Here is a 23713-nt window from a genome sequence, read left to right as displayed (position 1 = left end):
CCAAGGCTCGACGCCACGCCACGCCTCGGCGCGAAGGGCGGCCTCCCGATGGGGAGACCGCCCTTCGCGTGTGTACGAGGGCTTTGTCAGCCCAGCGTCGCCAGCTCGTTGATCACGACGTTGGAGAGCAGCCGGCCGTCGGTCTGCACCCGGCGCAGGTACCACTTCTGCTGCGGGGTACGCGTCTGGTTGAACTGCCAGGTGCCGCGCGGGCTGTCCACCTGGCCGACCTTGCCGAGCGCCAGGTTGACCTGCTGCGGCGAGGGGTTCGACCCGGCCAGCCGGATCGCCTTGTCCAGCACCAGCGCGGCGTCGTAGGAGGCCATCGCGTACGTGGTGGGCGCCGAGTTGAACGTCTTCCGGTACGCCGAGGCGAAGATCCGGTTCGCGGTGTTGTTGAGGTCGGCCGAGTAGTTGAGCGCGGTCTCGATGCCGTACGTCTGGATCAGCTTGCGCTCGCGGCCCTTCTCCCCGTCGTCGAGCTGGTCGAGCGCGGTGCCCTCGGTGAGGAAACCGGGGGCGTAGATCGGTCCCCGGTAGCCCTGGGCGTAGAGCTGCTTGACGAACTGCACGGCCTGCGCGCCGGAGTAGTGGCAGAAGACCGCGTCCGGGTTGCGCCCGAGCGCCTTGCGGATCGGCCCGGAGTAGAGCGACCGGGAGGGGTTGGGGTCGTCGTCGGTGAAGATCGGATCCTCGGTGAGCCGGCGGCCCCGCTCGTACGCGCGCCGCAGCCCTTCGATGACGTCCTGGCTGCCCGGGCCGCGGGTGCCGAAGATGGCGATCCGGCTCGACGCGTCCAGCTTCTGGCGCAGGTACTCGCCGAGCGCCTCACCGGGCTCGGTCAGCACGTACGACGTGCGCCAGATGTAGACGACGCCCTGGAGCGTCGACGGGGAGGCGTTGGAGCCCAGCAGGGGCACCCGGGCCTCCTCGACCGCGTCCTTGATGCCGGTCATCACGGTGGGGCTGACCACGCCGGTGAGCGCGAGCACGCCCTCCTTGAGCAGCCGGTCGACGGCGGCCTTTCCGGTGGCGGCGGTGTCGCCCTCCTCGGCGGTCACGACCGTGACCGGGTGACCGGCGATCTGCTGGCCGCGCATGCTGAGGAAGAGCTGGAAACCGTTGGTGATCTCGTCACCGATGGCCTTGTTCGCTCCGCTGCCGGGCACGATCAGCCCGACTTTGATCGGGCTGCCGGATCCGGTCTGCTCCCCGGTGTCGTCCCCGGATCCGCAACCCGCCGCCAGTCCGGTGGTACCCAGCGCGGCCAGCAGTTGCAGCGCCCGCCTGCGGTTCATCTGTGCCACCGAATTTCCTTCCCGACGGGGCGGCCATGGTGCACACCCCTTCGGCGTTCTACCTGGTCGACGACGCTGCGTCAATGCCCGGAAGATCATCGTGAAGCGACCGCAACGCCTCCACCACCTGGGGCCATGCGGTGGAGGCCGGTGCGATCAGCCCGAAATGCTCGCATTCGGGCAGCTCAACGAGCGTGGCGGAGCCTCCGGCGGCCCGATCTGCCGCCACCCAGGATCGGCTGATCGCGATCGGGACCTGGACATCTTGATCACCGTGAATGACTACTGTGCGTGTTCGTATGGGCACCAATGCCGATGGATCCGCTGCGGTGTACCGGTCCGGCACGTCGTCCGGGCCGCCGCCGAGCAGCGCGGCCACCGCACCCTCGTCCAGGTCCAGCCGGTACGCCTGCGCGAGGTCGGCCACCGGCGCCAGCGCGAGCACCCCGCCGACCGTCTCCGGGGCGTGCGCGGCCACGTACAGGGCCAGGTGCCCGCCCGCGGAGTGACCGACCAGGATCGGCGGCACGGGCGCCACCCGGCCGGGCAGCGCGGCGGCGGCGAGTTCCGGCAGCGCGGCGACGCCGGCGCGGACGTCGGTCAGCGTGGCCGGCCAGCCTCCGCCCGGCCGGCCGGTCCGGCGGTACTCGATCTGCGCGACCGGGTGGCCGAGCGCGGCGAGCGCCGCCGCCATCGGGCCGGTGTGGTCCCTGTCGTACTCCGCCCGCCAGAAGCCGCCGTGCACCACGACCACCAGCGGCCGGGGCGGCCCGTCACCGGCCGGGAGGCGCAGGTCGGCGCACTGGTCCGGGTGGTCGCCGTAGGAGACCGTGGCATCCGGGGGCGGGGACGGGCGAGTCAGCACCTCGCGCGGGTCGGAGAGCATGCGGCGACCGTAGCGTCCCCCGGACCGGCCGCGTGCACATGGTCGGCGTGGGTAAAGATGGGTGCCATGACCGAAGCGCACTCCGCCGGACACGACGACGAACAGGGCAACGATGGCATCCCCGGCACCGTGGTGGTGGTCGGGCCGGACGGCCGCCCGGTCGGCACGGTGCAGACCGACGAGGGCAAGGGCGAGGACCCGACCCGTCTGGTCGAGCAGCCGGCCAAGGTGATGCGGATCGGCAGCATGATCAAGCAGCTGCTGGAGGAGGTGAAGGCGGCGCCGCTCGACGACGCGAGCCGGCACCGGATGCGGGAGATCCACGAGCGCTCGATCGTCGAGTTGAAGGAGGGCCTCGCCCCCGAGCTGCGCGAGGAGCTGGAGCGGATCTCGCTGCCGTTCACCGAGCAGCAGGCGCCGAGCGAGAGCGAGCTGCGGATCGCGCACGCCCAGCTGGTGGGCTGGCTGGAAGGGCTGTTCCACGGCATCCAGGCCGCACTGGTGGCCCAGCAGATGGCCGCCCGCGTCCAGCTGGAGCAGATGCGTTCCGGCCGCCAGGCGCTGCCCAGCGGCCCGGGCGGCGTGATGCCGGGCATGCCCGGGATGCCCGGCGGCGGCGAGGGCCACGCGCCCGGCCAGTACCTGTGACCCGTCGGCCGGGGCGTGTCATGCGCCCCGGCCGGTCAGTCCAGCTCGAAGACCTTCTCCAGGTACGCGGCCACGCCGTCCTCGGTGTTCGGCCCGGTGACCTCGTGTGCGATCTCCCGTACGGCCGGATGGGCGTTGGCGACGGCCACCGCCCGTCCGGCCCAGGCCAGCATCGGCACGTCGTTGGGCATGTCGCCGAAGGCCACCACGTCCCGCTCGTCGACGCCCAGCCGCTCCGCGTACCAGGCCAGGCCCGCCGCCTTGGTCACACCGGCGGCCGAGATCTCGATCAGTCCGCTGTACGACGAGTGGGTCGCCTCGGCCAGCCCCTCCAGGGCGCCCGCCACCACCCGCACGAAGACGTCCGGATCCTGCTCACCGGCCCGTGCCAGCAGCTTCACCGCGGGCGCGGCCAGCAGTTCCTCCGGCGACTCGACGGCCCGGATGGCGTCGAGGTCGGCGTCCCAGCGCAGCGGGTAGTGCACCTCGTGCCGCATCTGGCGGCTGTCCACGATCTCCACGGCGAGGCTCACGCCGGGCACCTCGGCGCGCAGCCTCCGGGCCACCTCGGCCAGCAGTTCCGGGGCGAGCGGGTCGGCCCGGAGCACCTGGTCGGTGGCCGGGTCGTACACCACCGCGCCGTTGGCGCAGATGGCCGGCAGCGGCGCGGCGAGCTGCTCGTACACCATCGGGAGCCAGCGGATCGGACGGCCGGTGACCAGGACCACCGGGGTGCCGGCGGCGGCGATGCGGGCCAGCACCGCGGCGGTACGCGGGCTGAGCGACCGGTCGTCGCGCAGCAGCGTGCCGTCGATGTCGGAGGCGACGAGCCGAGGTGGATCTTCCATCACCGGGAGAGTAGCCGGTCCAGGTAGACCGCGACCCCGTCGTCGTCGTTGCGCAGGGTGATCTCGTCCGCCGCGGCGCGCACCTCCGGGTGAGCGTTCGCCACCGCCACCCGTGCCCATCCCGCCCAGTCGAACATCGGCAGGTCGTTCGGCTGGTCGCCGAAGACCAGCACGTCGGCCGGGTCCACACCGAGCCGCTCGGCGATGACGCTGAGCCCGCTGGCCTTGTCGGTGCGGGGCGGGCAGATCTCGATGAAGCCGAGCCCGGCCTGGGTGAGCGTGGCCACGTCCGGCGGCACGATCGCCCGCGCGGCCGTCAGCAGCTCGTCCACGTGGTGGTCGGCGGTCCGGGCGAACGCCTTGATCACGTCGCAGGACAGGCATTCGACCCGGCTGCGCGCCTCGAACCGGTCCGGGTAGGGCCAGCTCGGGTGGTAGTCGCCCCACAGCGGTGCGTCGTGCTCGTCCGACGCCTCGACCATCACGGTGAGCGGGCCGACCGCCGCCTCCAGGTCGGTGAGGACGCGGGCCAGCACCTCGCCGGGCAGCCGCTCGTCCCGCAGCACCAGGGGCCCTTCCGGGTCGCTCTGGTCCACCACCCGGCCGCCGCCGGCCATCACCAGGAAGTCGGCGGCCCGGATGTCGTTACGGGTGAGTTCGGTCAGGCGCGGTCCCCGGCCGGTCGCGCCGACCACCGGGATCCCGGCGGACCGCACCCGGTCCAGCACCCGATGGGTGTACGCGGAGACGGTCTCGTCGCTGCGGACGAGCGTGCCGTCGAGGTCGGTGGCGATCAGCTTGGGCAGTCCCGGGCGGGTCATGGTTCCTCCTTCGCCCGCCGCCGTCACGCCGGCCGACCAGGTCCTCGGTGCCGCGACCATGGGACGGCGGGCAGCAACCGTATCTCGCGGAACGGGCGGCAACCACGGCTTTCCGGCGAATCGGCGGCGAAGCTCCGGTGGCCGCCGGAGGTGCTGCCGGACCTGGTTCAGTACGCCCGTTCGGGGCCCGCGAACGGCACCGTGGGCTGCACCGTCAGATCCGCCGGGGCCGGGGGCACGTCGTCCTCGTCCGCCCGGCGGCGGCGCTCGGGCCGGTCGTCGTCCGGCTCCCCGTCGGTGGGCGTCCCGCCGGCCGCCCGGCCGGCCAGGTGCAGCGCGGCCGCCAGCAGTGCGACAGCGACGAACGCGCTGACCAGGCCGCGTCCGTGCTCGACCTGAAGGCGCTGCTCGCCGACGAAGAACAGGATGCGCCGGGCCAGCTGTTCGAGGGAGGAGGCGGTCGCGACGAGCACCCCGAGCACGCCCGCCGCGAGACCCAGCCCGGCCAGCCGGGCGTGCTGCCGCACCGCCGGGGCGCCGCGCAGCGCCAGCCCCACCGCGACCGACAGCCCGAGCAGGCCCACCAGGTACGCCGTACCGAACCCGCCGATCTCGGAGATGCCGCTGGTCAGCCGGGCGGGTGCGTCGTCGCCCCGGGTCTCGGCCGGCACCGTGATCGCCAGCCACTCGCCGATCAGCGAGGCGATCGCGGCCACCGCGCCGAGCCCGGTGAGCACGGGCGGCAGACGGCGGTCCCGGCCCAGCGCGGCGAGCGAGCGCGCGGCCCGGCCGGACGACTCCGGCTCGGTGTCGCCCCACTCGACGATCGTGGTGTCGTCGGACCTGTTGTCCTGCATGGGGATTCGCTTGTCCTGCCGGGGAACGGGGAGATCCTGCGACATGGCCACCCTTCCCGTGCGCGGGCCTGCGTCGAATCATGGCACAGCCCGCTTCCGCCGGCCGGGATCACGACCCCGGGGTCCGGTGCGGGGCGGCCCGCTTTCGGTTAGCGTCGGTGCCATGCCTATCCGTACCGCATCCGCTCGCTGGCAGGGCAACCTCACCGAGGGGTCCGGCACCGTCCGCACCGGCAAGGGCGGCCTGTCCGGCAACTACTCCTTCAAGTCGCGCTTCGAGGAGGGCGAGGGCACCAATCCCGAGGAGCTGATCGGCGCCGCGCACGCCGGCTGCTTCTCGATGGCTCTCTCCAAGCAGCTCGCCGACGCCGGCGCCCAGGAGACGGCGGTGGAGACCACCGCCAAGGTGCACTTCGACAAGACCGACGCCGGCATGACCGTGACCCGCATCGACCTGGAGACCGTGGGCCAGGTTCCGGGCATCGACCAGGCCGAGTTCACCAAGCTCGCCGAGGCGGCCAAGGAGAACTGTCCGATCTCCCGGCTGCTGTCGCCGGGCGCGCAGATCACGCTGAACGCCCGTCTGGCCTGACATCGCGTACGGCACGGCGGGGGTGTCCTGCGGGACGCCCTCGCCGTGCGGTGTGCCCGATCCGGAGGGAGTGACCGGGCCGCGTGGCCGTGGAGATGAGCCGGGACCGGTTCGAGGAACTGGTCGGTGAGGCGCTCGACGAGGTGCCCGAGGAACTGCTCGGGTTGATGAGCAACGTGGTCATCCTGGTGGAGGACGACCCGCCGCCGGGTGAGGACCTGCTCGGCCTGTACGAGGGGCACGCGCTCACCTCTCGCGGCTGGGACTACTCCGGCGTGCTGCCCGACCGCATCCTGATCTACCGCAACCCGATCCTGGCGATCTGCGACACCGACGACGACGTCGTCGACGAGGTGGCGGTGACAGTGGTGCACGAGATCGCCCACCACTTCGGCATCGACGACGAGCGCCTGCACGCCCTGGGCTGGGGCTGACCGGCCTCCGGCGCGTCCCCGCCCGGCTGATTCCGGCGGTTGCGCCGGTCCCCTAACCTGCGGGTCAGGCAGATCCTGATGCAGGAGGAAAACCCATGCGCAGCGCGCTGTTCTCCGCGGAGAACCTTGAGAAGGAGTCCCAGCAGCCCGGCATGCGGTTGCAGAACTCCAAGATGCTGAAGATCGAGCTGAACGGCGAGGCGATGGCCCGGGTCGGGTCGATGGTCGCCTACCAGGGGCAGGTGCAGTTCCAGGCCCTCGGTTCCGGCGGCATCGGCAAGTTCATCAAGCAGCGGCTCACCGGTGAGGGAGTGCCGCTGATGAAGCTCTCCGGCCGCGGCGACGTCTTCCTCGCCGACTTCGCCAAGGACGTGCACGTCATCGACCTGGAGCCGGGCGACGCGCTGTCCATCAACGGCTCCAGCGTGCTGGCGTTCGACTCGACGCTCCAGTACGATATCAAGATGGTCGGCGGCGCCGGTTTCGCGTCCTCGTCCGGCCTGTTCAACTGCGTCTTCACCGGCCACGGCCGGATCGCCGTCACCACCAAGGGCACCCCGGTGGTGCTCAACGTGGACGCGCCGACGTACGTCGACCCGCAGGCGGCGGTCTGCTGGTCGGCGAACCTCCAGACCGGCTACCACCGCGCCGAGCAGCTCGGCCTGGGCACGTTGCTCGGCCGCAGCACCGGTGAGGCGTTCACGATGAGCTTCGCCGGTCAGGGCTTCGTCGTGGTCCAGCCCTCGGAGGAACCTCCGGTGGCCGGCAGCGGCTCCCAGCAGCAGGGCGGCGTGCTCGGCGGCCTGCTTCAGTGACGGCCGGTGCCCGGGGCGTCCGCCGAGGTCGCCCCGGGCCGGTCAGCTCAGCTCGCCGGCCCGCAGCCGGGACACCCAGGCCGCCGCGTCGGCGTAGTCGGCGTCGGTGAGCCCGGCCGGCACCGGCGTCTGCTGGTCACCCGCCGCCGTGCTCCAGCGGTGCCGGGGGTACGACCCCAGGAACCGCACGTCGGCGCAGACCCGGCGCAGCCCCTGCAACGCCTCGCCGAGGCGTACGTCGGCGACGTGTCCGGCGCAGTCCAGGAAGAACACGTAGCGGCCGAGCGCCTCGCCGGTCGGGCGGGACTCGATCCGGGTCATGTTCACGCCGCGCACCGCCAGCTCCATCAGCACCGCCAGCAGCGCACCCACCCGGTCGTGCGCGAGGCACACCGCGAGCGAGGTCAGGTCGTCGCCGGTGGGCGGCGGGGGCGGACCGGGGCGGGACACCAGCGCGAAGCGGGTGACCGCGTCCGGGTGGTCGGCGATCTTGTCAGCCAGTACCGCGAGCCGGTGCCGGGTCGCGCCGATCGGGGCGCAGATGGCGGCGTCGTACTCGCCGCTCGCCGCACCGGCCGCCGCGGCGCCGTTGGAGAGCACGTCGACCACTGTGGCGTCGGGCAGGTGCTCCCGCAGCCACCCCCGGCACTGGGTGGACGCCTGCGGGTGGGCCGCGACGGAGCGGACGTCGGACAGCGTGGTGCCGGTGCGGGCGGCCAGCACGAACTCCACCGGCAGGACCACCTCGCGGGTGATCACCAGCGGGTCCCCCTCGACCAGTTCGTCGAGCGTCACCCCGACCGCGCCGCCGATGGAGTTCTCCAGCGGCACCAGCGCCGCGTCCGCCTCCCCGGCGCGTACCGCGTCGAGCGCCTCGCCGACGCTGCGGGCGGGTGTGCGGTCCCCGCGCTCGGCGGCGGGCACCGTTCGCAGGGCCTGCTCGGCGAAGGTGCCCTCGGGGCCCAGGTAGACGAAGCGGGTCGGCGGTGTTCCCGGCATGCCGACCAGCCTACGCACCCGGCGTGCCGTCGCAGGCCAGGGTACGGATGCCGGCCGGCGCCACGGTCCGTACCTCGACGCCGCACACGTCCGTGCCGGCGGTGACGAGGCGCGGCGTGCCGCTCTCGCCGCGCGTGACCACCTGCAACTCCTCGTGCCCGGTGACCGTCAGCACGGTGTACTGCCAGCCCTCGGCGCAGAGCGGACCGGTCGCCACGGTGACCCGGACGTCGCGGGGCAGTACGCCGGCGGATCCGCGCAGCAGCGCGACGATCCGGTCGCCGGAGGGCCGCCCCCGGCAGGGCGCCGCGGACGCCGGTACGGACGGGGAGAGCGTGGGCGGGAGGACGGGCGTCGGTGGGGCCGATGTCGCGCTCGGGCTGGGCGTGGCGGACGCCGACGGGACCGGGACGGGCGTGGCGGCGGCGGGTGGCGCACGCAGCTCGGGCGGGGTGCCGCAGGCAGCGAGGGCGAGCAGCGTCAGCAGCGCCAGCGGACGGTGGCGGCGTCGGGGGCGTGGGGTGCGGGGCACGGGGGCGTCCTCGGGCATCGAGGGATGTCGTCGTGTGGTGGGGCCGAGGCCATCGTAGGAGGATGACCGGCCCGGGGTGAAGGGCGCCGGGTCTCGTCGCGGGTCAGACCGCGGAGAGGAAGGTGAGCGAGCCGGCCACCGCGCCGTCGGTGAGCACCGGCGTGGAGATGGCGTCGACCGTCCGGCCGGCGTCGGAGCCGGGCCCCTGAACCCGCAGCAGGCCGCGGGCGAGCCGCCCGGAGTGCAGCGCGAGCAGCGGCGGGATCTTGTCGGTCTCCTGCTCGGTCAGCTCGCTCGGGCTCGCCGTGAAGTCGACCAGGCGCAGGCCGCCCTCCAGCAGCGGCAGACCGATCACGTCCTCCGGGGCGCCCAGGCAGAGCAGGTCGCAGCCGGACGAGGAGATCGCCACGACAGTGGTGCCGGCGTCGATCAGCAGGCACGGCTCGGCGGCCCGGGAGACCATGCCGGACCACTGCCCGAAGTTGTCGGACTCCTGCTCGGTGGATGCCGCGGGCGCGAACACTTCCGAGAGTGAGAGTTCGACGTGGGCCACCGCGCCTCCTATGTACACCGACGGTCTGTCCACGCTAGCCGGTCGGTGCGGCGGAAGCATCGGCTGCCGGGCGGCCGGCGACGGCGCGGACCGACGGAACCAGTCGGGGCGGTGCCGTGGGCCGCGTGGCGTCGCCGGAGACGTTACCGGCGGGCGGCCTGCTTGTCAGCGGCCGTTCGGCCCTCGTCATACCACCGGTAGTCGGCGGTTGGACGGTACGTGCCGTTGAACCACGTCGCCGGCGCCTGCGCGACGCGGGAGAGCTTCTCGGCGGTGGCCGGGCTGATCCGGTTCCCACCGGCCACGAGCAGGCGGTCCAGCTCGCGGTGGGTGGCCATGAGGCAGTCCTTCGGCAGGCCGTAGACGCTGATCACCCCGGAGCCGACGAACGTCAGCACCGGGGTCACCGGGATCGGCAGGCCGACCGCGTCGGAGAGGGCCTTGCTGGCCCGCTTGGCGTCCCGGCGCGCCTCCGCCACGTACGGCGGGCGCTTGCCGTTGATCTGGACCACGTCTCCGGCCACGAGCACGCGGGCCCGGCCGTGGTCGGCGATGGTGACAGCGAACAGACCGCTCGGACCGATGGCCAGGAACCCGGCCCGATCGTCGCGACCGCGGTCGAGCAGCATGTCCGCCGGGTCCGTCCGGGGCCACTCGATGACGTGCCACGCGGGACCGAGATGGTCGAGCTGGCCCAGGGCGCGGGCCCCTGCCGCTTCCAACCGGCGGGCCCCCCGCTCCGCCCGGCGACGCCGGGCCCACTCCAATGGAGTCGGTCGGGCCGGCTCGAGCACCGAGGTGGGCTCGACCCGGGAGTGCGGCACCGTGCGGGGCGGCAGTGCCCTGCTCGGTACGGCTCGACGAGCGGGAAAGACAGTCATCGCGACCTCCGGCAAAAGGTCTCTCGAAGTTATGTCTCCACTACCCTACGTTGCACACCCGGGGGCTCGGCAAGTTGGACCGCCGGAGTGAGTGCGGATGAATGCCATATTCATCCACACTTCTTTTCCGGATGGTGCGCAAGCCTGCCCTAGGCTGCGGGAGTGACCCACTATGTGGACAGCGAAGTCGCCCGCCTCGGGACGGTGCTGCTGCACCGCCCGGGACCGGAACTGGCCCGCCTCACCCCGCGGAACAACGACAGTCTCCTCTTCGACGCTATCCCATGGGTGGGACGCGCGCAGGAGGAGCACGACGCGTTCGCGGCGGCGCTGCGGTCCCGCGGGGTCGAGGTGCTCTACCTGGCCGACCTGCTGGTCGAGACGCTCGCCGTGGCGGACGCCCGGGCCGAGCTGACCGACCGGGTGCTGCGGTCCCGCCGGCTCGGCCACACGCTGCGACGCCGGGTCGCCGACCATCTGGCGTACCTCGACCCGGCCGGACTGGCCGACGTGCTCACCGCCGGGCTCGCCCACGAGGAACTGCGGATCGGCGCCGACCGCCCCGGCGGTCTGGTCTGGACGCTCATGGACCGGCACGACTTCGTCATCGATCCGCTGCCCAACCTGCTGTTCACCCGCGACTCGTCGGTCTGGATCGGCGACCGGGTCGGTGTGACCAGCCTGGCCATGCCGGCCCGGCGGCGGGAGACCACGCTCACCGACGCGATCTACCGCTACCACCCGCGTTTCGTCGGCACCGAGTTCGTCTACCACCCCCGGCTGGAGCACCTGGAGGGCGGCGACGTGCTGCTGCTCGCGCCGGGCGTGCTCGCCGTCGGCGTCGGCGAACGCACCACCCCGGCCGGCGCGGAACGGCTGGCCCGGCAGGTGTTCGCGGCCGGGCTGGCGCACACGATCCTGGTGGTGCCGATCGCGCAGGAACGCGCCACCATGCACCTGGACACGATCTGCACCATGGTCGACGTCGACGCCGTGCTGATGTACGCGAACGTCGCCGACCAGATGTCCGCGTACACGGTCATCGCCGGCGCGGACGGCGACGACCTGCGGGTCGACGGGCCGGCGCCGTTCCTGCGGGCCGCCGCCGACGCGATGGACCTCGACCAGCTCCGGGTGATCGACACCGGCCTCGACCCGGTCACCGCCGAACGCGAGCAGTGGGACGACGGCAACAACACGCTCGCGATCGCGCCCCGGCTGTGCGTCGGCTACGAGCGCAACGTGGAGACCAACGCGCAACTGGAACGGGCCGGCATCGAGGTGATCGCCATCGCCGGGTCGGAGCTGGGCTCCGGGCGGGGCGGCCCGCGCTGCATGTCCTGCCCGCTGGTGCGGGAGAAGGGCGGGGCCGCCTGACCCGGAGACGTCAGCGCAGCGTCAGCTGCCGGCCGAGCAGGCCCTGGCGGGCCCGGCGGCCGGCCGCGTCGAGCGGTTCCCGCTCCGCGACCGCCTCGGCGTAGCGCTTGGCGAACTCCGCCACCGGCGCCTCCCACTCGGCGGCCGGGGTGTCCTCCGGCAGGTCCCAGACCGGCGCGAGGCGCCCGTGCGCCCGGAACATGCCCGCGAACTTCGTGTCGTCGCCGAGCGTCAGCGCGCCCGCCGCGGCGAGCCGGGACAGCGCGTCCAGCGCGGCGTCCTCGTCCTCCGGCAGGACCAGGCGCACGTGGGCCTTCTCCGGCACCTGACACCAGTACGCGGCCGGCGCGGCGGCCAGCTTGACGGTCGGGTAGATCGCCGAGTTGGCCCGCTCCAGGGACGCCTGGACGTTCGGGTCGTCGGCGGCGCCCGGGTCGAGCCAGAAGTCGAACCCGTCGTGCATGGTGATCTCCAGCGGGCCGTCCACCAGGATGTCCTGGAGGCGGGGGCCCGGCCCGGGCAGCGGCGGCACGCTCACCTGGCCGCCCGGCTCGGTGCGCAGCGCGGAGATCAGCGCGTCGGCCAGGTCACGGGAGACGTCGCCGGACTGCTGGTGCCGTTGCAGGCCGATGAAGACCCGCCCGTCGGGCTTGGTCATCGCCGGGGCGGCCATCGGCAGCACGGTGGCCAGCGTGACCGGCCGGTCGCCGTACTCCTCGATCAGTTCCGGGGTCAGCCGCAGCGGCGCGGACGCGGCCGGGACCAGCTCGCGCAGGGCGATCCACTCCGGCTCGTCCGCCAGGCCCTCGAACGGCCGGGGCACGAAGACGTCGCGCACCTTCTCCCGCTTCGGGGTGGCCTCGCCGGCCCGCTGGTTCTTCCGACGCTTGCTCATGCGCCCGCTCCGCTCCGCTCGCTCATGGCGAGACAGCCTAGATGCCGGGTCTCGGCGGCGAGGGCCGGACCCGCCCGCCGCGTCGGTCAGCCGGCCGCGACCAGGTCGGTCCGCTGCGTCGGGACCGGGTCGAACCGCGCCCACACGCTCTGGCCCAGGCCGTCGCGCTCCACGCCCCAGCCGCTGGCGAGCCCGGCGACGATGTGCAGCCCTCGCCCGTCCGCCGCGTCCGGCGAGGCGGTACGCATGCACGGGCCGGCGCCTGATCCTCCGTCGGTGACCCGGAGTTCGACGCTCGGCCCCTGCTCGGTCGGGCGCAGCCGCCAGGCGACCCGCACGACGCCGCCGGGCAGCGCGTCGGCGTGCCGGACCGCGTTGCCGACCAGTTCGGCGAGGACCGCGACCAGGTCGGCCACCAGGACCGGGGGTACGACACCGGTCAGCTCGTCGGCGAGCCGGTGCCGGGCCAGGCGCGCGCCGGTGGGGTCGTGGGGCACCACCACGCACCACGACCGTTCGGCCGGACCAGTCGACACGTCGTTCCTTCCCCGCCCGTGAGCGCCCCGGTCAACCCCGGGGCAGCCGCACCTCTGCGACCGTACCGCCACCGGCTCTGGGCCGGAGGGATACCCATCCATTCTGCTGTTCAACGATCTGGCGGACGAGATAGAGACCGAGCCCGGCGCCGGGATACCGGCGGCGGTCGCCGGACTCCCCCTGCCAGAACCGGTCGAAGGCCCGCTCCACGTGTTCCGGCCGGATGCCGATGCCCCGGTCGGCCACCCGGAACGAGACGGTCCGCTCGTTCGCCTCCGCGGTGATCTCGATCGGCGTGTCCGGCAGCGAGTACTTCCCGGCGTTGGTGCCCAGTTCGGTGAGCACCGTGGCGAGACTGTGCCGGTCGCCGAGCGCCTTGGGCAGGTCGCCGGGCAGGTCGAGCACGATCCGGTGCCGGACGTCCGCCGGCAGGTCCACCACCGCCGCGCGCAACGCGTCGACCAGGTCGAACGGCGCGGCCGGTTCGCCACCGGGACGGTTCTCGGTGGCGGCGGTCAGCAGCCGGTCGACCAGGCGGGCCAGTTCGTTGGCGCGCTGGCCGATGATCCGGGCGGCCTGCCTGCGGTCGCCGTCGCTCAGCGAGTCCCAGTGGTCGGTGAGCGTGTCCGCGTACCCCTTGATGACGGTGACCGGCGTCCGCAGCTCGTGGCTGGTCACCGCGACGAACAGGTCCCGGTCGTGGTCGCGCCGCTGCTGGTCGGTGGTGTCGCGGAAGCTGACCACGCGCAGCGCGTTCGGGCCGGGCAGTTCGCCGGAGGTGATCCGCAGCCAGCGGCCGTCCGGCAGCCGGTGGTCGAGCACCTGGCCGGGCGGCGGCAGCGGGAACGGCAGCGGCCGGCTCAACGCCTCGTCCGCCGGCCGGCCGGTCACCTCGACCGCGGCCGGGTTCCAGAGCCGGACACGTCCGTCCCGGTCCACCACCGCGAGGCCGTCGGCGAGCGCCGCCACGACCGGGCCGTCCCCGTGTACGGGCAGGCCGGTCTGGTCGCCGTACATGTGGGCGATGCAGGCGGCGATGTAGCCGATGACGGCACGTTGCGAGGGTTGCAGCGGCTCGCCCAGCGGGTAGAGCGCGTGCAGGCTGCCGACTGTCAGCCCGCCGACCTCGGCACGTGCCACGATCATCCGGCAGAGGCCCCGGCCGGCGACCTCGACGGCGAGCGCGCCCGGGATCGCGTCGACCCGGACCTCCCGCACCGGCGGGCCGGCGAGCAGGCAGACGGTGGCGGGGTCGGTGGCGGGCAGCGGGCGGCCGAGGACGAACTCGGCGCTGCCGGTCGCCGCGATCACCCGTCCCCCGGCCGGGGTGAACTCCACGAAGACCAGACCGGCGGCGCCGACCGCCGGTTCGACCTCGCGGAGCAGGCGGGTGAGCACGGCGAGACCTGACTCGCCCGAGTTGATCATGTTGATCACTGCGGTGTGGCCGGCGATGAAGGCGGGGTAGTCGGTTCGCTCCGGCATGTCCCGAGTGTGCCGCGCCGCCCGCGTCCGTGACACCCCCGGCCGGTCGACCGTCCCCGGTACCGATCGACGGGACTCACCGGCCCAACCGGGCCAGCGCGTGGGCCGGCCGGTCCGTGATCACCCCGTCCACGCCGGCTTCGAGCACGAGTTCCAGGTCCTCCGGCTCGTTGACGGTCCAGACGTACACCGAGTTGCCGGCGGCGCGCAGCGCGGGCACCAGCCGCGGGCGGGCCCGGACGAGGTCCACACCCGGGCCGGCGATCCGGCTGCCGAACGGCAGCCGGCCCAGCGGCAGCAGACGCGGCAGCATCTCCAGCAGCAGCACGGTGGGCAGCGCCGGGGCGAGTTCCCGGACCCGGCGTACGGCGAGCGGCGAGAACGACATCACCGTCACCTGGACGGGATGGTCCGGGCGGGGCTCGGCCAGCCCGTACCGGCGCAGCATCTCGACCAGGCGGCGCTCGACCTCACCCCGGTAGCGGGACGGATGCTTGGTCTCGATCAGCAGCCGGACCGGCCGCCCGGCGGCCAGCACCGCGTCGAGCAGCCGCTCCAGCGTGAGCAGCCGGGTGTGCGACTCGTCCAGCGGCGCGTCGTCCTCGGCGAGCGTCGCGGCCCGGTGCCAGGAGCCGAAGTCCAGCGCCTCCAGTTCGGCGAGCGTCCGCGCGCTGACCAGCCCGCGGCCGTTGCTGGTGCGGTCCAGCCGGCGGTCGTGCACGCAGACCAGATGCCCGTCACGGGTCAGCCGGACGTCGCACTCCAGCCCGTCCGCTCCCTCGTCGAGAGCGCGCAGGTAGGCGGCGAGCGTGTGTTCCGGCAGGTCGTACGAGGCGCCGCGATGGGCGAAGACCAGGGGGACGGTCATGGCCGCGTCACCGACTCAGGCGACCCGGCCCGGCTGTCCGTCGTCGGTGACCACCGGACGGCCGGCGGCGGCCCAGTCGCCCATCCCGCCGTCGACGTTGCGCACCTGGTCCCAGCCGTTGCGCATGAGGTAGCCGACCACCTGGGCGGACCGGCCGCCCGAGCGGCAGATCACCGCCACGTCGCGGTCCTGCGGGATCTCGGCGATCCGGGCGGGCAGCTCGGTCATCGGCAGGTGGTGGGCGGCCGGCGCGTGGCCGGCGGCCCACTCGTCGTCCTCGCGGACGTCGAGCAGGTAGACGTCGTCGGGCACGGCCGACGCGGGCACGCTGGGTAGTGAGGCTCCGAACACGGTAACCAAGCCTAGTCGCCCACGGCGCTCACAGCCGGTTGACCCAGCGCGGGTTGGCGCCGGCCCATTCCGGTACGCGCGTGTCGCGCAGCGCGGTGAACAGCCCGCCGCCGCCGTTGTCCAGCACCACGTACGAGACGCCGTCGATGGTCTGCGGGTAGGAGGGCACCTGGACCCCGCGCAGGGCGTCCGCGGGCAGGCCGCGCAGCGCGAACAACAGCTCGTCCAGGGGTACGCCGTTGGTGTCCACGGTCAGCGCCCCGCCGGCCGCCCGCAGCACGCGGTCCAGCTTGACCGGGTCGCTGCGCAGCCGCGTCTCGCCCGCCCGGTCGAGCACTGCCCGCAGCATCTGCTGCTGGTGCCGCTGCCGGTCGAAGTCGCCACCGGGCAGGTCGTAGCGCTGCCGCACGTAGTCGAGCGTCCGCGCGCCGTCCATCTGCTGGCAGCCGGTCTCGAACTGGTACCGGGTGTGGATCGAGCGCACCGGCGTGTCCACGCACATCCGGATGCCGCCGAGCTGGTCGATCACCTCCTTGAAGCCGGAGAAGTCGACGAGTGCAGCGCCGTCGAAGCGGATCCCGGTGAGCCGGTTCAGGGTGGTGCTGAGCAGGCGCGCGCCGCCCTCACCGCCGCCGCCGTGCTCGTACGCGGCGTTGACCTTGTCCTGGCCGCCGGGGAAGCCCGGTGCCGCGGGGAGCGCCACCAGCAGGTCGCGCGGCACAGAGATCAGGTACGCCTGCCGCATCCCGGCCGGTACGTGCACGATCAGGATGCTGTCGGAGCGCTGGTCCTCCGGGTTCGCGCCGGGCCGGTGGTCGGAGCCGATCAGCAGGTAGTTGAGCGCGCCGTCCAGGTCTGTCCGCTTGTTGCGGGCGGCCGGGTCGAGCAGTTGCTCCTTGGCCACGGTGCGGTCGTAGCGCGAGGTGAGCCAGTGCAGCCCGGCGACGCCGAGCGTGGCGAGCAGGACCAGGACGAGTCCGGTGCCGAGCAGGAACCGGGCCCAGCGGGCGGGTCCACCCCGCCCGCGTCGGTTCCGTGCTGGCCTGGACGTGACGATCCCCCCGTAGCCGCGACATGAGACCCGCTCACGTCAGGCTACGGGGGGATCGGCCGACCGGTATCGCTTTCGCGCAGGTCAGCGGGTCATTTACGGGTGGAGAGGACGTCCGGGTTGTTCACCACGAAGTCGGCCAGCTTGTCGTTCTTGACCGCCTGGAACATGTCCATCGTCGCCTCGTTGAACGTCTCCCGGCCGTTGCCGTTGCCGGCGAAGGTGCCGCCGTTGGTCCGCAGGGTGACCAGGTCGTTCCCGTTGAGGTTCTTGAGCGTGAAGATGAAGTCGGCGATCGGCACGCCGCCGGTGTCCAGGACGAACGCCTTGCCGGCCGCCTTCATCAGCGAGTTCAGCTTGATCGGGTTGGTGAGCATGCCGCCCTCGGTGGCCTTCTTGGCCATCGCCTTGATCAGCTGCTGCTGGTTCTGCTGCCGGTCGTAGTCGCTGTTCGGCAGGCCGTAGCGCTGGCGGGAGTAGTCGAGCGCCTCCCAGCCCTCCATCTCCCGGCAGCCCTTCTTGTGCACCACTGCCTTGTACGGCTTGCCGGTCTTCTTCGCGTCGGCGTTCCACATCGGCTTGCCGTCGACGTACGACATGTGGTGCGACTTGACCTCGTGGCTGACGCAGATCCGCACCGAGCCGAGCGCGTCGATCACGCTCTTGAAGCCGCCGAAGTTGATGATCGCGGCGCCGTCGAAGCCGATGCCGGTCATCGACTTGATCGTCTTGGCCATCAACTGGGCGCCGCCCTCCCAGCCGCCGCCGTTCTGGGCGCCGTGGAAGAAGGCCGCGTTGATCTTGTCGGTGCCGCCCTTGTAGCCGCTCTTCTCGAAGGCCGGGATACGCGCCTCGGTGTCCCGGGGGATCGAGATCAGGTACGCCTGGTCGTGGCTGGCCGGGATGTGCAGGATGATGATCGTGTCCGACCGGACGTCGTCGGCGGCCCAGCGGGCCCGTGCGTCCACGCCGAGCAGCAGCATGTCGATCGGGCCTTCGAGGCTGCTGCCGCCCTCGGCGTCGGACTTGCCGGCCTCACCGAGCAGGTTGCGCTGGGCGATGTTGTTGGTGGCCTGACCGATGACCGCCTTGCTGCCGACGATCGCGACGCCGCTGGTCACCATCAGCACCGCGCCCAGCACCAGCGTGAGCTTCGCCCAGAGCGGGTCCTTGCGCTTGGTGCGCTTCTTCTTGCCACCGCCGGGACCGCGACCGCCGGAACCGGGCTGTGTGGGGATGACCGGGGGGACCCGCCCGGATGATCCGGGTGCCGGTGACTGCGGGCGACGGCTGGTCTGGACCGACATGCGTGCTCCAGCTCGGTGATCGGGGGCGGGACCACTTTACGTATCTGTTCCCGTTCTCGCGACCTCGTAGGGTCGCAATTCCCGTCAATACCGGCCGACATCTTCGGGTTGTGGCCGAACGGGCAGGGGTAAGGAGCCGGTCGGCGGTTGGCCTCCGTGGTGGCGAGGTCCTAACGCGCGAGACCGGTCATGTCGTGCCGGCGTCAGCCGCCCGCGTTGTCGCCCGAACCCTTCTGGTTGGCCTGCATCCACTCGGCCATCCGGTCCGCGGCGATGGCCTTGTACATCGCCAGCGCCTTCTCCCGGTCGGAGACCACCACCGACTGGCCGTCGATGGTCTGGCCGCCCAGGTGCGGGCTGGTGACGAACGTCAGGTTCTCGCCCCGCAGGCTGCGGAACTGCACTGCCATGTCGGTCAACGAGAATCCCTGGTCGACCGTGACGGCGGCGGTCACCGCCTTGAGGAAGTCGTTCAGCTTCTTCGGGTTGGTGAGCGTCCCGGTGCTGGCTGCCTTGTCCATCAGCGCCTTCAGGAACTCCTGCTGGTGCCGCATCCGGGCGAAGTCGCCGTCCGGGAACTGCTTGCGCTGCCGGACCCAGTCCAGCGCCTCGGCGCCGTTCATGTGGTTCACGCCCTTGGTGAACGTCCGGTACGGCTTGTGGATCGAGGTGATGGTCCGCTCCACCTTGAGGTCGACCCCGCCCAGGGCGTCGGTGACCTCCTTGAAACCGCCGAAGTCGATGGCCATCACGTGGTCGATCCGTACGTCGGTGAAGCACTCCACGGTCTTCACCGCGAGCGGCAGGCCGCCGAACGCGAACGCCGCGTTGATCTTGTTGCGCGAGCCGGAGTCGCAGGACGCGCCGGCGCTCTCCGGGATCGGCACGTACAGGTCACGCGGCACCGAGACCAGGTATGCGCTCTTGTGGTCGGCGGGGATGTGCATGACGATCACGGTGTCCGCGCGCCACTTGCCGGAGCCGTCGACCGGGGCGTCCGGATCCCGCGAGTCGCTTCCCACGAGCAGGATGTTGAACGCGCCCTCGACCTGCTTGGCCGGCCGCCCGCCGGTGATCCCGGCGAACGGATCGGTGCGCGCCAGGTCGTCGTCAAGGTTGCGGGCGTAGAACCAGGCGCCGAGGCCGCCGAGCAGCGCCAGCACCAGCACCGCGACACCCGCCACCAGACCGATGCGCCCCCAGCGCGGCCGGGGACCACGCCGGCCGGACCCACCCGGACCGCCGCCGCCCGGACCGCCGGGACCGGTCGGCCCGGCCGGGCCGCCGGGACCGCCGGAGCGGGGCGCCTCGTAGTGTGCGGGGTACCACGTGGCTTCCGAGGGGCGGGCGCGCCCGGTGGCGCCGCGGCCGGAGCCGGGCACCGCGGCGCGGCCCGCGCCCCGGTTCAGGTGTCGGGGGAGCGGGGCGCCGGCAGACGAGGTCGCTGACATGTAACCGAGGGTAGGTCGGCCCGGCCACCGACGCCCTCGTACGCGCCCCGATGTCAGCCGCGTCCCCGGCGGTTCAGTACCCGAGACGCCCGCGGAAGTACTCGATCGTGCGTCGGAGGCCGTCTTCGGGTGTGACGCTCGGCTCGTATCCGAGCAGTTCGCGGGCGAGGGTCAGGTCCGGGCGGCGCATCTCCGGGTCGTCGGAGGCGCGAGTGATGTAGCTCACCTCGGACGTGCTTCCGGTGAGTGACACGATCGTCTCGGCCAGTTGCCGCATCGACATCTCGTGCTCGGTGCCGCAGTTGATCGGCCCGGTCTCGGTCGAGTCGAGCAGCAGCAGGATGCCGCGCACCAGGTCGTCGACGTAACAGATCGAACGGGTCTGGTTGCCGGTGCCGTGCACAGTGATCGGCTCGCCGCGCAGCGCCTGGGAGATGAACGTCGGGATGGCCCGGCCGTCGTCCGGGCGCATCCGCGGGCCGTACGTGTTGAAGATCCGCACGATCGCGGTGTCGGTGCCCCGGCTCCGGTGGTAGGCCATGGTGGCCGCCTCGGAGAAGCGCTTCGCCTCGTCGTAGACGCTCCGGATGCCGATCGGGTTGACGTTGCCCCAGTACGTCTCCCGCTGCGGGTGCTCCTTCGGGTCGCCGTACGCCTCGGAGGTGGAGGCCATCAGGAACCGCGCGCCGTCGTCGGTGGCCCGCTCCAGCAGCGCCAGCGTGGCCACCGAGCCGACCCGGAGGATCTCCACCGGCAGCTTCTCGAAGTCGGTGGGGCTGGCCGGGGACGCCATGTGCAGGATCGCGTCGAACCGCTCGGCCATCGCCGGGTGCTGCGGCAGGCCGTCGGAGATGTCCGCCTCGACGAGCGTGAAGGTCGGCTTGTCCAGCAGGTGGGCCACGTTGTCCTTGGACCCGGTGACGAAGTTGTCCAGCACCACGACGGTGCAGCCGCGCTCGACGAGCCGGTCGACCAGGTGGGACGGGACGAAACCGGCGCCGCCGGTGACGAGGATGCGGTGTCCGGTACCGAAGCGGGGAGCGACCTTCATGGCGGTCAGCCTATACACGCGAGGCGGGGCCCCCGCGTAAGGCAGGGGCCCCGCTCGACCGTGGTGATCAGTGCGCGCCGGCTCCGGTGAGCGAGCGCACCTCCAGCTCCGCGTACTTCTCCTCGTCGCTCTCCTTGGACAGGATCGTGCCGAGCCAGCCGCACAGGAAGCCGAACGGGATCGAGATGATGCCCGGGTTCGAAAGCGGGAACCACTGCCAGTCGTGGTCGGGGAACATCGCCGTCGGCGCGCCGGAGACGACCGGCGAGAAGAAGACGAGCACCACGGCGGCGAGCAGGCCGCCGTAGATGGCCCAGACCGCGCCCGAGGTGTTGAACCGCTTCCAGAACAGGCTGTAGAGAATCGCCGGCAGGTTGCCCGACGCGGCGACCGCGAACGCCAGCGCGACCAGGAACGCCACGTTCAGGTTCTGCGCGTAGATCGACAGGACGATCGAGACCGCGCCGATCACCAGCGCGGAGATGCGGGCGACGGTCACCTCCTGCCGTTCCGACGCCTGCCCGTTCTTCACCACGTTGGCGTAGAAGTCGTGCGCCAGGCTGGACGACGACGCCAGTGTGAGCCCGGCGACCACCGCGAGGATCGTGGCGAACGCGACCGCTGCGATGATCGCCAGCAGTGTCGCGCCGCCCAGGTCCCCGCCGAGGAACTGCTCCCCCAGCTTCTCGGCGAGCTGTGGCGCCGCGGTGTTGCCCGCCTTGTCCTGTGCGGTGATCTCCGACCCGCCGACGATCGCCGCCGCGCCGAAGCCGAGCGCCAGGGTGAGCAGGTAGAACGTGCCGATGATGCCGATCGCCCAGAGCACGCTCTTCCGGGCCGCCCGCGCGGTCGGCACGGTGTAGAAGCGGATCAGGATGTGCGGCAGGCCGGCCGTGCCGAGGACCAGCGCGATGCCCAGCGAGAGCAGGTCCATCTTGCTGTAGAACGTCTTCAGCGCGTCGCCGGGTGTCTCCACGCCGTAGCGCAACCCGGGTTCGAGGAACGCCGCTCCCTTGCCCGAGGCGCTGGCCGCGTCGCCGAGCAGCGAGGACAGGTTGAACTTGTACTTGGCGAGCACCAGCAGCGTCATCGCCAGCGCGCCGCCCATCAGCAGGAACGCCTTGACGATCTGGACGTACGTGGTGCCCTTCATGCCGCCGACGGTCACGTAGATGATCATCAGGGCGCCGACCATGATGATGGTGGCGACCTTGGCGGTGTCGGCGTCCATGCCGAGGAACGTGGTGCCCGGCTTGATGCCGAGCAGCAGGGCGACGAGCGCGCCGGCGCCGACCATCTGGGCCAGCAGGTAGAAGATCGACACCGTGATGGTGGAGACCGCCGCGGCGGTCCGGACCGGCCGCTGCCGCATCCGGAACGCCAGGACGTCCGCCATCGTGTACCGGCCGGAGTTGCGCAGCAGCTCGGCCACGAGCAGCAGCGCCACCAGCCAGGCGACCAGGAAGCCGATCGAGTAGAGGAAGCCGTCGTAGCCGTAGAGCGCGATGATTCCGGCGATGCCCAGGAAGGACGCCGCCGACATGTAGTCGCCGCCGATCGCCATGCCGTTCTGGAAGCCGGAGAACGACCGGCCGCCGGCGTAGAAGTCGGTGGCGGTCTTGGTCTGCCGGCTGGCCCAGACGGTGATCGCCAGCGTGATCGCCACGAAGACCAGGAACAGCGTGATGGTGAGGTTCCGGGCGGTGGTGCTGCCCGCCTCAGCCGCGAGGACCGTGTTCATGGGTCACCTCCCCCATCTCGTCGCGGATCCGGTCGGCGACCGGGTCGATCCGGCGGCTGGCGAACCGCGAGTAGAACCAGGCGATGAGGAACGTGGAGACGAACTGGAGCAGGCCGAAGACCAGGGCGACGTTGATGTTGCCGATCAGCTTCGTGCCCATGAATCCCCGCGCGTACGCGGAGAGGATGACGTAGAGCGCGTACCACAGGAAGAACGCGACGGTCATCGGGAAGACGAAGCCGCGCAGCGTGCGCCGCAACCCGGCGAACTCGTCCGACCGCTGGACGGCGAGGTACCGTTCCGCCGCCGACTCGGCGGGTGCGGACGCGGGTGTGTCCGTGGACATCTGTGGATCACCACCTTCGCAAGGCGTGGGGGAGTTTCGCGCACGGTAGAGAGCGCGCTCCCGGCCCGGGAAGGCTCCGCCGCCGGGCGGCGAACGGCTGCGCCGAACGGCACCCCCACTGCGCCCAGTGACCCACGTCACTCCGCTAACCGGTCACCCCCCACCCGGTCGATCATGAGGTTGACGGCGACAAATCGGACGCGGAACGCGGCCAACCTCATGATCGACGGAGGAGAGGGGTCAGCCGGGGAGGTCGTGGTAGCGGCCCCGGTAGTGCAGCAACGGGGGTGTGTCCCGGGGCAGGTCCACCGACTCGATGGTGGCCTCGACCAGCAGGCCCCAGCCGTACTCGCGGGCGGTGTCCAGGCGGCAGCCCGCCCACCCGCCGGCGTCGGCGGGCACCGGCCCGTACGGCGTCTCGGTCCAGGCGTCCAGCGCGAACAGGCCGCCGGGCGACGGGAACAGCCCGGCGAAGCGGTCGGCGAGCTGCCGGTGCTGCGGACCCAGCGGGGCCACCGCGAACCGTCCCGCCTCCTCGATCGCCGCCCACAGGTCCGACTCCGGGTCGACCAGGCCGAGCAGCCGGTCCGGTTCGCCCTCGGCCACCAGCGTGGATGAGACGGTCAGCCCGGCCGGACCGGGCGCGGTCCAGAGCGTCACCGGGGCGGCCAGCCGCCCGCGCAGCCGGCGTACCGGCGAGCGTTGCGCGGCCGGCGCCGCGAACGGATCGGTGGAGTGGATCTGCGCGCCCGGCTCTGGATTCACGTGAAACATTGTGCCGCCCGCCACCGGGCGAGGCTCGACGGAACGCCCTACCCTGCCGGGCATGGCTCTCGTCCCACCGCAGAAGCTCGCCCAGGACCGGATGGTCAGCGCCGACGCCGTTCTCGGTGGTCAGGTCGATCTCCGTGCCTACCCGTACCGGCACCTGATGGTCATCGCCCGGCACAAGTGGGGCAGCAGCGGGTTCCCGCCGCTCATGGCGGCGGTCGAGCACCTGTCGAACTACGGCTGGGACCTGGTGAACGTGCTCAGCGTCGGCGACGGCCACCACGTCTACGCGGCGATGCGCCGCACCGCCTGACGGCA

General features: G+C 72.3%; 27 protein-coding genes. 6 read left to right on the top strand and 21 right to left on the bottom strand.

Annotated features, from left to right (window positions below):
* Nucleotides 1-86 precede the first annotated feature (86 nt).
* Both FB454_RS15345 and FB454_RS15340 read right to left on the bottom strand, forming a co-directional pair.
* Nucleotides 87-1307 carry an ABC transporter substrate-binding protein gene (locus tag FB454_RS15345; RefSeq protein WP_145823112.1) on the bottom strand — a complete coding sequence of 407 codons (1221 nt, stop codon included), beginning with the start codon at nt 1305-1307 and terminating at the stop codon, nt 87-89.
* Nucleotides 1308-1356: 49 nt separating this feature from the next.
* Nucleotides 1357-2184, bottom strand: coding sequence for an alpha/beta hydrolase (locus FB454_RS15340; RefSeq protein ID WP_145823111.1), 828 nt, complete (start codon nt 2182-2184; stop codon nt 1357-1359).
* 57 nt (nt 2185-2241) lie between these two features.
* Between FB454_RS15340 and FB454_RS15335 the strand changes: the two genes are divergently transcribed.
* Nucleotides 2242-2832: a bacterial proteasome activator family protein gene (locus tag FB454_RS15335; protein ID WP_013289319.1), complete on the top strand. Its 591-nt coding sequence runs from the start codon at nt 2242-2244 to the stop codon at nt 2830-2832.
* A 35-nt stretch (nt 2833-2867) separates the two neighbouring features.
* Here FB454_RS15335 and FB454_RS15330 read toward each other — a convergent pair whose 3' ends face one another.
* The 3 genes from FB454_RS15330 to FB454_RS15320 form a co-directional block, all read right to left on the bottom strand.
* Nucleotides 2868-3680: an HAD family hydrolase gene (locus FB454_RS15330; RefSeq protein ID WP_030272685.1), complete on the bottom strand. Its 813-nt coding sequence runs from the start codon at nt 3678-3680 to the stop codon at nt 2868-2870.
* Entirely contained in the window at nt 3680-4501 is an 822-nt protein-coding gene (locus FB454_RS15325; RefSeq protein WP_071097387.1) for an HAD family hydrolase, read from the bottom strand. Before FB454_RS15325 ends, FB454_RS15330 begins: the two co-directional genes overlap by 1 nt.
* Before the next feature lie 167 nt (nt 4502-4668).
* Complete coding sequence (locus tag FB454_RS15320) at nt 4669-5403, bottom strand: hypothetical protein (RefSeq protein WP_013289316.1); 735 nt, start codon at nt 5401-5403, stop codon at nt 4669-4671.
* Nucleotides 5404-5521: 118 nt separating this feature from the next.
* On the opposite strand from FB454_RS15320, the gene FB454_RS15315 reads away from it, so the two are divergent.
* The 3 genes from FB454_RS15315 (at nt 5522) to FB454_RS15305 (ending at nt 7199) form a co-directional block, all read left to right on the top strand.
* The gene (locus tag FB454_RS15315; RefSeq protein WP_013289315.1) at nt 5522-5950 is read left to right on the top strand and encodes an OsmC family protein; all 429 of its coding nucleotides are present in this window, start codon (nt 5522-5524) and stop codon (nt 5948-5950) included.
* Nucleotides 5951-6039: 89 nt separating this feature from the next.
* Entirely contained in the window at nt 6040-6384 is a 345-nt protein-coding gene (locus FB454_RS15310) for a metallopeptidase family protein (RefSeq protein WP_026268384.1), read from the top strand.
* A 95-nt stretch (nt 6385-6479) separates the two neighbouring features.
* Nucleotides 6480-7199 (top strand): AIM24 family protein, encoded by a 720-nt coding sequence (locus tag FB454_RS15305; protein WP_013289313.1) that lies wholly within the window; start codon nt 6480-6482, stop codon nt 7197-7199.
* 42 nt (nt 7200-7241) lie between these two features.
* Here the strand turns inward: FB454_RS15305 and pheA are convergent, their stop codons facing one another.
* The 4 genes from pheA to FB454_RS15285 all read right to left on the bottom strand — a co-directional run bounded on the left by pheA (nt 7242) and on the right by FB454_RS15285 (nt 10164).
* Nucleotides 7242-8198 carry a prephenate dehydratase gene (pheA, locus tag FB454_RS15300; RefSeq protein ID WP_013289312.1) on the bottom strand — a complete coding sequence of 319 codons (957 nt, stop codon included), beginning with the start codon at nt 8196-8198 and terminating at the stop codon, nt 7242-7244.
* A 10-nt stretch (nt 8199-8208) separates the two neighbouring features.
* On the bottom strand, nt 8209-8748 hold the full coding sequence (locus FB454_RS15295) for a hypothetical protein (RefSeq protein WP_036311149.1): 540 nt from the start codon (nt 8746-8748) through the stop codon (nt 8209-8211).
* 85 nt (nt 8749-8833) lie between these two features.
* Nucleotides 8834-9283 (bottom strand): hypothetical protein, encoded by a 450-nt coding sequence (locus FB454_RS15290; RefSeq protein ID WP_013289310.1) that lies wholly within the window; start codon nt 9281-9283, stop codon nt 8834-8836.
* Nucleotides 9284-9426: 143 nt separating this feature from the next.
* A complete protein-coding gene (locus tag FB454_RS15285) occupies nt 9427-10164 on the bottom strand; it encodes a hypothetical protein (protein WP_013289309.1) in 738 nt (245 codons plus the stop codon).
* A 162-nt stretch (nt 10165-10326) separates the two neighbouring features.
* Between FB454_RS15285 and FB454_RS15280 the strand changes: the two genes are divergently transcribed.
* A complete protein-coding gene (locus tag FB454_RS15280) occupies nt 10327-11541 on the top strand; it encodes an arginine deiminase (protein WP_013289308.1) in 1215 nt (404 codons plus the stop codon).
* A 10-nt stretch (nt 11542-11551) separates the two neighbouring features.
* Here the strand turns inward: FB454_RS15280 and FB454_RS15275 are convergent, their stop codons facing one another.
* The 12 genes from FB454_RS15275 to FB454_RS15220 form a co-directional block, all read right to left on the bottom strand.
* Nucleotides 11552-12436, bottom strand: a complete 885-nt coding sequence (locus tag FB454_RS15275; protein WP_013477492.1) for a DUF5926 family protein — start codon at nt 12434-12436, stop codon at nt 11552-11554.
* A gap of 86 nt (nt 12437-12522) precedes the next feature.
* Entirely contained in the window at nt 12523-12939 is a 417-nt protein-coding gene (locus FB454_RS15270) for an ATP-binding protein (protein WP_404803126.1), read from the bottom strand.
* Between the two features lie 64 nt (nt 12940-13003).
* A complete protein-coding gene (locus tag FB454_RS15265) occupies nt 13004-14458 on the bottom strand; it encodes a sensor histidine kinase (RefSeq protein WP_013477491.1) in 1455 nt (484 codons plus the stop codon).
* A 76-nt stretch (nt 14459-14534) separates the two neighbouring features.
* The gene (locus FB454_RS15260; RefSeq protein WP_013289304.1) at nt 14535-15326 is read right to left on the bottom strand and encodes a glycerophosphodiester phosphodiesterase; all 792 of its coding nucleotides are present in this window, start codon (nt 15324-15326) and stop codon (nt 14535-14537) included.
* Nucleotides 15327-15341: 15 nt separating this feature from the next.
* On the bottom strand, nt 15342-15677 hold the full coding sequence (locus FB454_RS15255) for a rhodanese-like domain-containing protein (protein WP_013289303.1): 336 nt from the start codon (nt 15675-15677) through the stop codon (nt 15342-15344).
* Between the two features lie 28 nt (nt 15678-15705).
* Nucleotides 15706-16581: an LCP family protein gene (locus FB454_RS15250; RefSeq protein WP_145823110.1), complete on the bottom strand. Its 876-nt coding sequence runs from the start codon at nt 16579-16581 to the stop codon at nt 15706-15708.
* A gap of 239 nt (nt 16582-16820) precedes the next feature.
* Nucleotides 16821-18035 (bottom strand): LCP family protein, encoded by a 1215-nt coding sequence (locus FB454_RS15245; protein WP_013289301.1) that lies wholly within the window; start codon nt 18033-18035, stop codon nt 16821-16823.
* 203 nt (nt 18036-18238) lie between these two features.
* On the bottom strand, nt 18239-19486 hold the full coding sequence (locus FB454_RS15240; protein ID WP_145823109.1) for an LCP family protein: 1248 nt from the start codon (nt 19484-19486) through the stop codon (nt 18239-18241).
* A gap of 73 nt (nt 19487-19559) precedes the next feature.
* Nucleotides 19560-20537: an NAD-dependent epimerase/dehydratase family protein gene (locus FB454_RS15235; RefSeq protein ID WP_013289299.1), complete on the bottom strand. Its 978-nt coding sequence runs from the start codon at nt 20535-20537 to the stop codon at nt 19560-19562.
* A gap of 67 nt (nt 20538-20604) precedes the next feature.
* The gene (locus FB454_RS15230) at nt 20605-22278 is read right to left on the bottom strand and encodes a solute symporter family protein (protein ID WP_013477486.1); all 1674 of its coding nucleotides are present in this window, start codon (nt 22276-22278) and stop codon (nt 20605-20607) included.
* Nucleotides 22256-22624, bottom strand: coding sequence for a DUF485 domain-containing protein (locus FB454_RS15225; RefSeq protein WP_013289297.1), 369 nt, complete (start codon nt 22622-22624; stop codon nt 22256-22258). Before FB454_RS15225 ends, FB454_RS15230 begins: the two co-directional genes overlap by 23 nt.
* Before the next feature lie 240 nt (nt 22625-22864).
* The gene (locus FB454_RS15220; RefSeq protein ID WP_318528075.1) at nt 22865-23452 is read right to left on the bottom strand and encodes a flavin reductase family protein; all 588 of its coding nucleotides are present in this window, start codon (nt 23450-23452) and stop codon (nt 22865-22867) included.
* Between FB454_RS15220 and FB454_RS15215 the strand changes: the two genes are divergently transcribed.
* The gene (locus FB454_RS15215; RefSeq protein ID WP_013289295.1) at nt 23451-23708 is read left to right on the top strand and encodes a hypothetical protein; all 258 of its coding nucleotides are present in this window, start codon (nt 23451-23453) and stop codon (nt 23706-23708) included. The two genes, FB454_RS15220 and FB454_RS15215, sit on opposite strands and share 2 nt — an antisense overlap.
* Nucleotides 23709-23713 lie beyond the last annotated feature (5 nt).

Source organism: Micromonospora sp. CNZ297 (genome assembly GCF_007827625.1).
The sequence above is the reverse complement of the archived record's forward strand: the minus strand, read 5'-3'. Positions and strand labels throughout refer to the sequence as shown.

Bases quoted from the DNA above. Each gene is read 5' to 3' on its own strand.
- FB454_RS15340 (WP_145823111.1), bottom strand. From the start codon at position 2,184: ATGCTCTCCGACCCGCGCGAGGTGCTGACTCGCCCGTCCCCGCCCCCG.
- FB454_RS15335 (WP_013289319.1), top strand. From the start codon at position 2,242: ATGGGTGCCATGACCGAAGCGCACTCCGCCGGACACGACGACGAACAG.
- FB454_RS15330 (WP_030272685.1), bottom strand. From the start codon at position 3,680: ATGGAAGATCCACCTCGGCTCGTCGCCTCCGACATCGACGGCACGCTG.
- FB454_RS15325 (WP_071097387.1), bottom strand. From the start codon at position 4,501: ATGACCCGCCCGGGACTGCCCAAGCTGATCGCCACCGACCTCGACGGC.
- FB454_RS15320 (WP_013289316.1), bottom strand. From the start codon at position 5,403: ATGTCGCAGGATCTCCCCGTTCCCCGGCAGGACAAGCGAATCCCCATG.
- FB454_RS15315 (WP_013289315.1), top strand. From the start codon at position 5,522: ATGCCTATCCGTACCGCATCCGCTCGCTGGCAGGGCAACCTCACCGAG.
- FB454_RS15305 (WP_013289313.1), top strand. From the start codon at position 6,480: ATGCGCAGCGCGCTGTTCTCCGCGGAGAACCTTGAGAAGGAGTCCCAG.
- pheA (WP_013289312.1), bottom strand. From the start codon at position 8,198: ATGCCGGGAACACCGCCGACCCGCTTCGTCTACCTGGGCCCCGAGGGC.
- FB454_RS15295 (WP_036311149.1), bottom strand. From the start codon at position 8,748: ATGCCCGAGGACGCCCCCGTGCCCCGCACCCCACGCCCCCGACGCCGC.
- FB454_RS15285 (WP_013289309.1), bottom strand. From the start codon at position 10,164: ATGACTGTCTTTCCCGCTCGTCGAGCCGTACCGAGCAGGGCACTGCCG.
- FB454_RS15275 (WP_013477492.1), bottom strand. From the start codon at position 12,436: ATGAGCAAGCGTCGGAAGAACCAGCGGGCCGGCGAGGCCACCCCGAAG.
- FB454_RS15265 (WP_013477491.1), bottom strand. From the start codon at position 14,458: ATGCCGGAGCGAACCGACTACCCCGCCTTCATCGCCGGCCACACCGCA.
- FB454_RS15260 (WP_013289304.1), bottom strand. From the start codon at position 15,326: ATGACCGTCCCCCTGGTCTTCGCCCATCGCGGCGCCTCGTACGACCTG.
- FB454_RS15245 (WP_013289301.1), bottom strand. From the start codon at position 18,035: ATGTCGGTCCAGACCAGCCGTCGCCCGCAGTCACCGGCACCCGGATCA.
- FB454_RS15240 (WP_145823109.1), bottom strand. From the start codon at position 19,486: ATGTCAGCGACCTCGTCTGCCGGCGCCCCGCTCCCCCGACACCTGAAC.
- FB454_RS15235 (WP_013289299.1), bottom strand. From the start codon at position 20,537: ATGAAGGTCGCTCCCCGCTTCGGTACCGGACACCGCATCCTCGTCACC.
- FB454_RS15230 (WP_013477486.1), bottom strand. From the start codon at position 22,278: ATGAACACGGTCCTCGCGGCTGAGGCGGGCAGCACCACCGCCCGGAAC.
- FB454_RS15225 (WP_013289297.1), bottom strand. From the start codon at position 22,624: ATGTCCACGGACACACCCGCGTCCGCACCCGCCGAGTCGGCGGCGGAA.
- FB454_RS15215 (WP_013289295.1), top strand. From the start codon at position 23,451: ATGGCTCTCGTCCCACCGCAGAAGCTCGCCCAGGACCGGATGGTCAGC.
- FB454_RS15220 (WP_318528075.1), bottom strand. From the start codon at position 23,452: ATGCCCGGCAGGGTAGGGCGTTCCGTCGAGCCTCGCCCGGTGGCGGGC.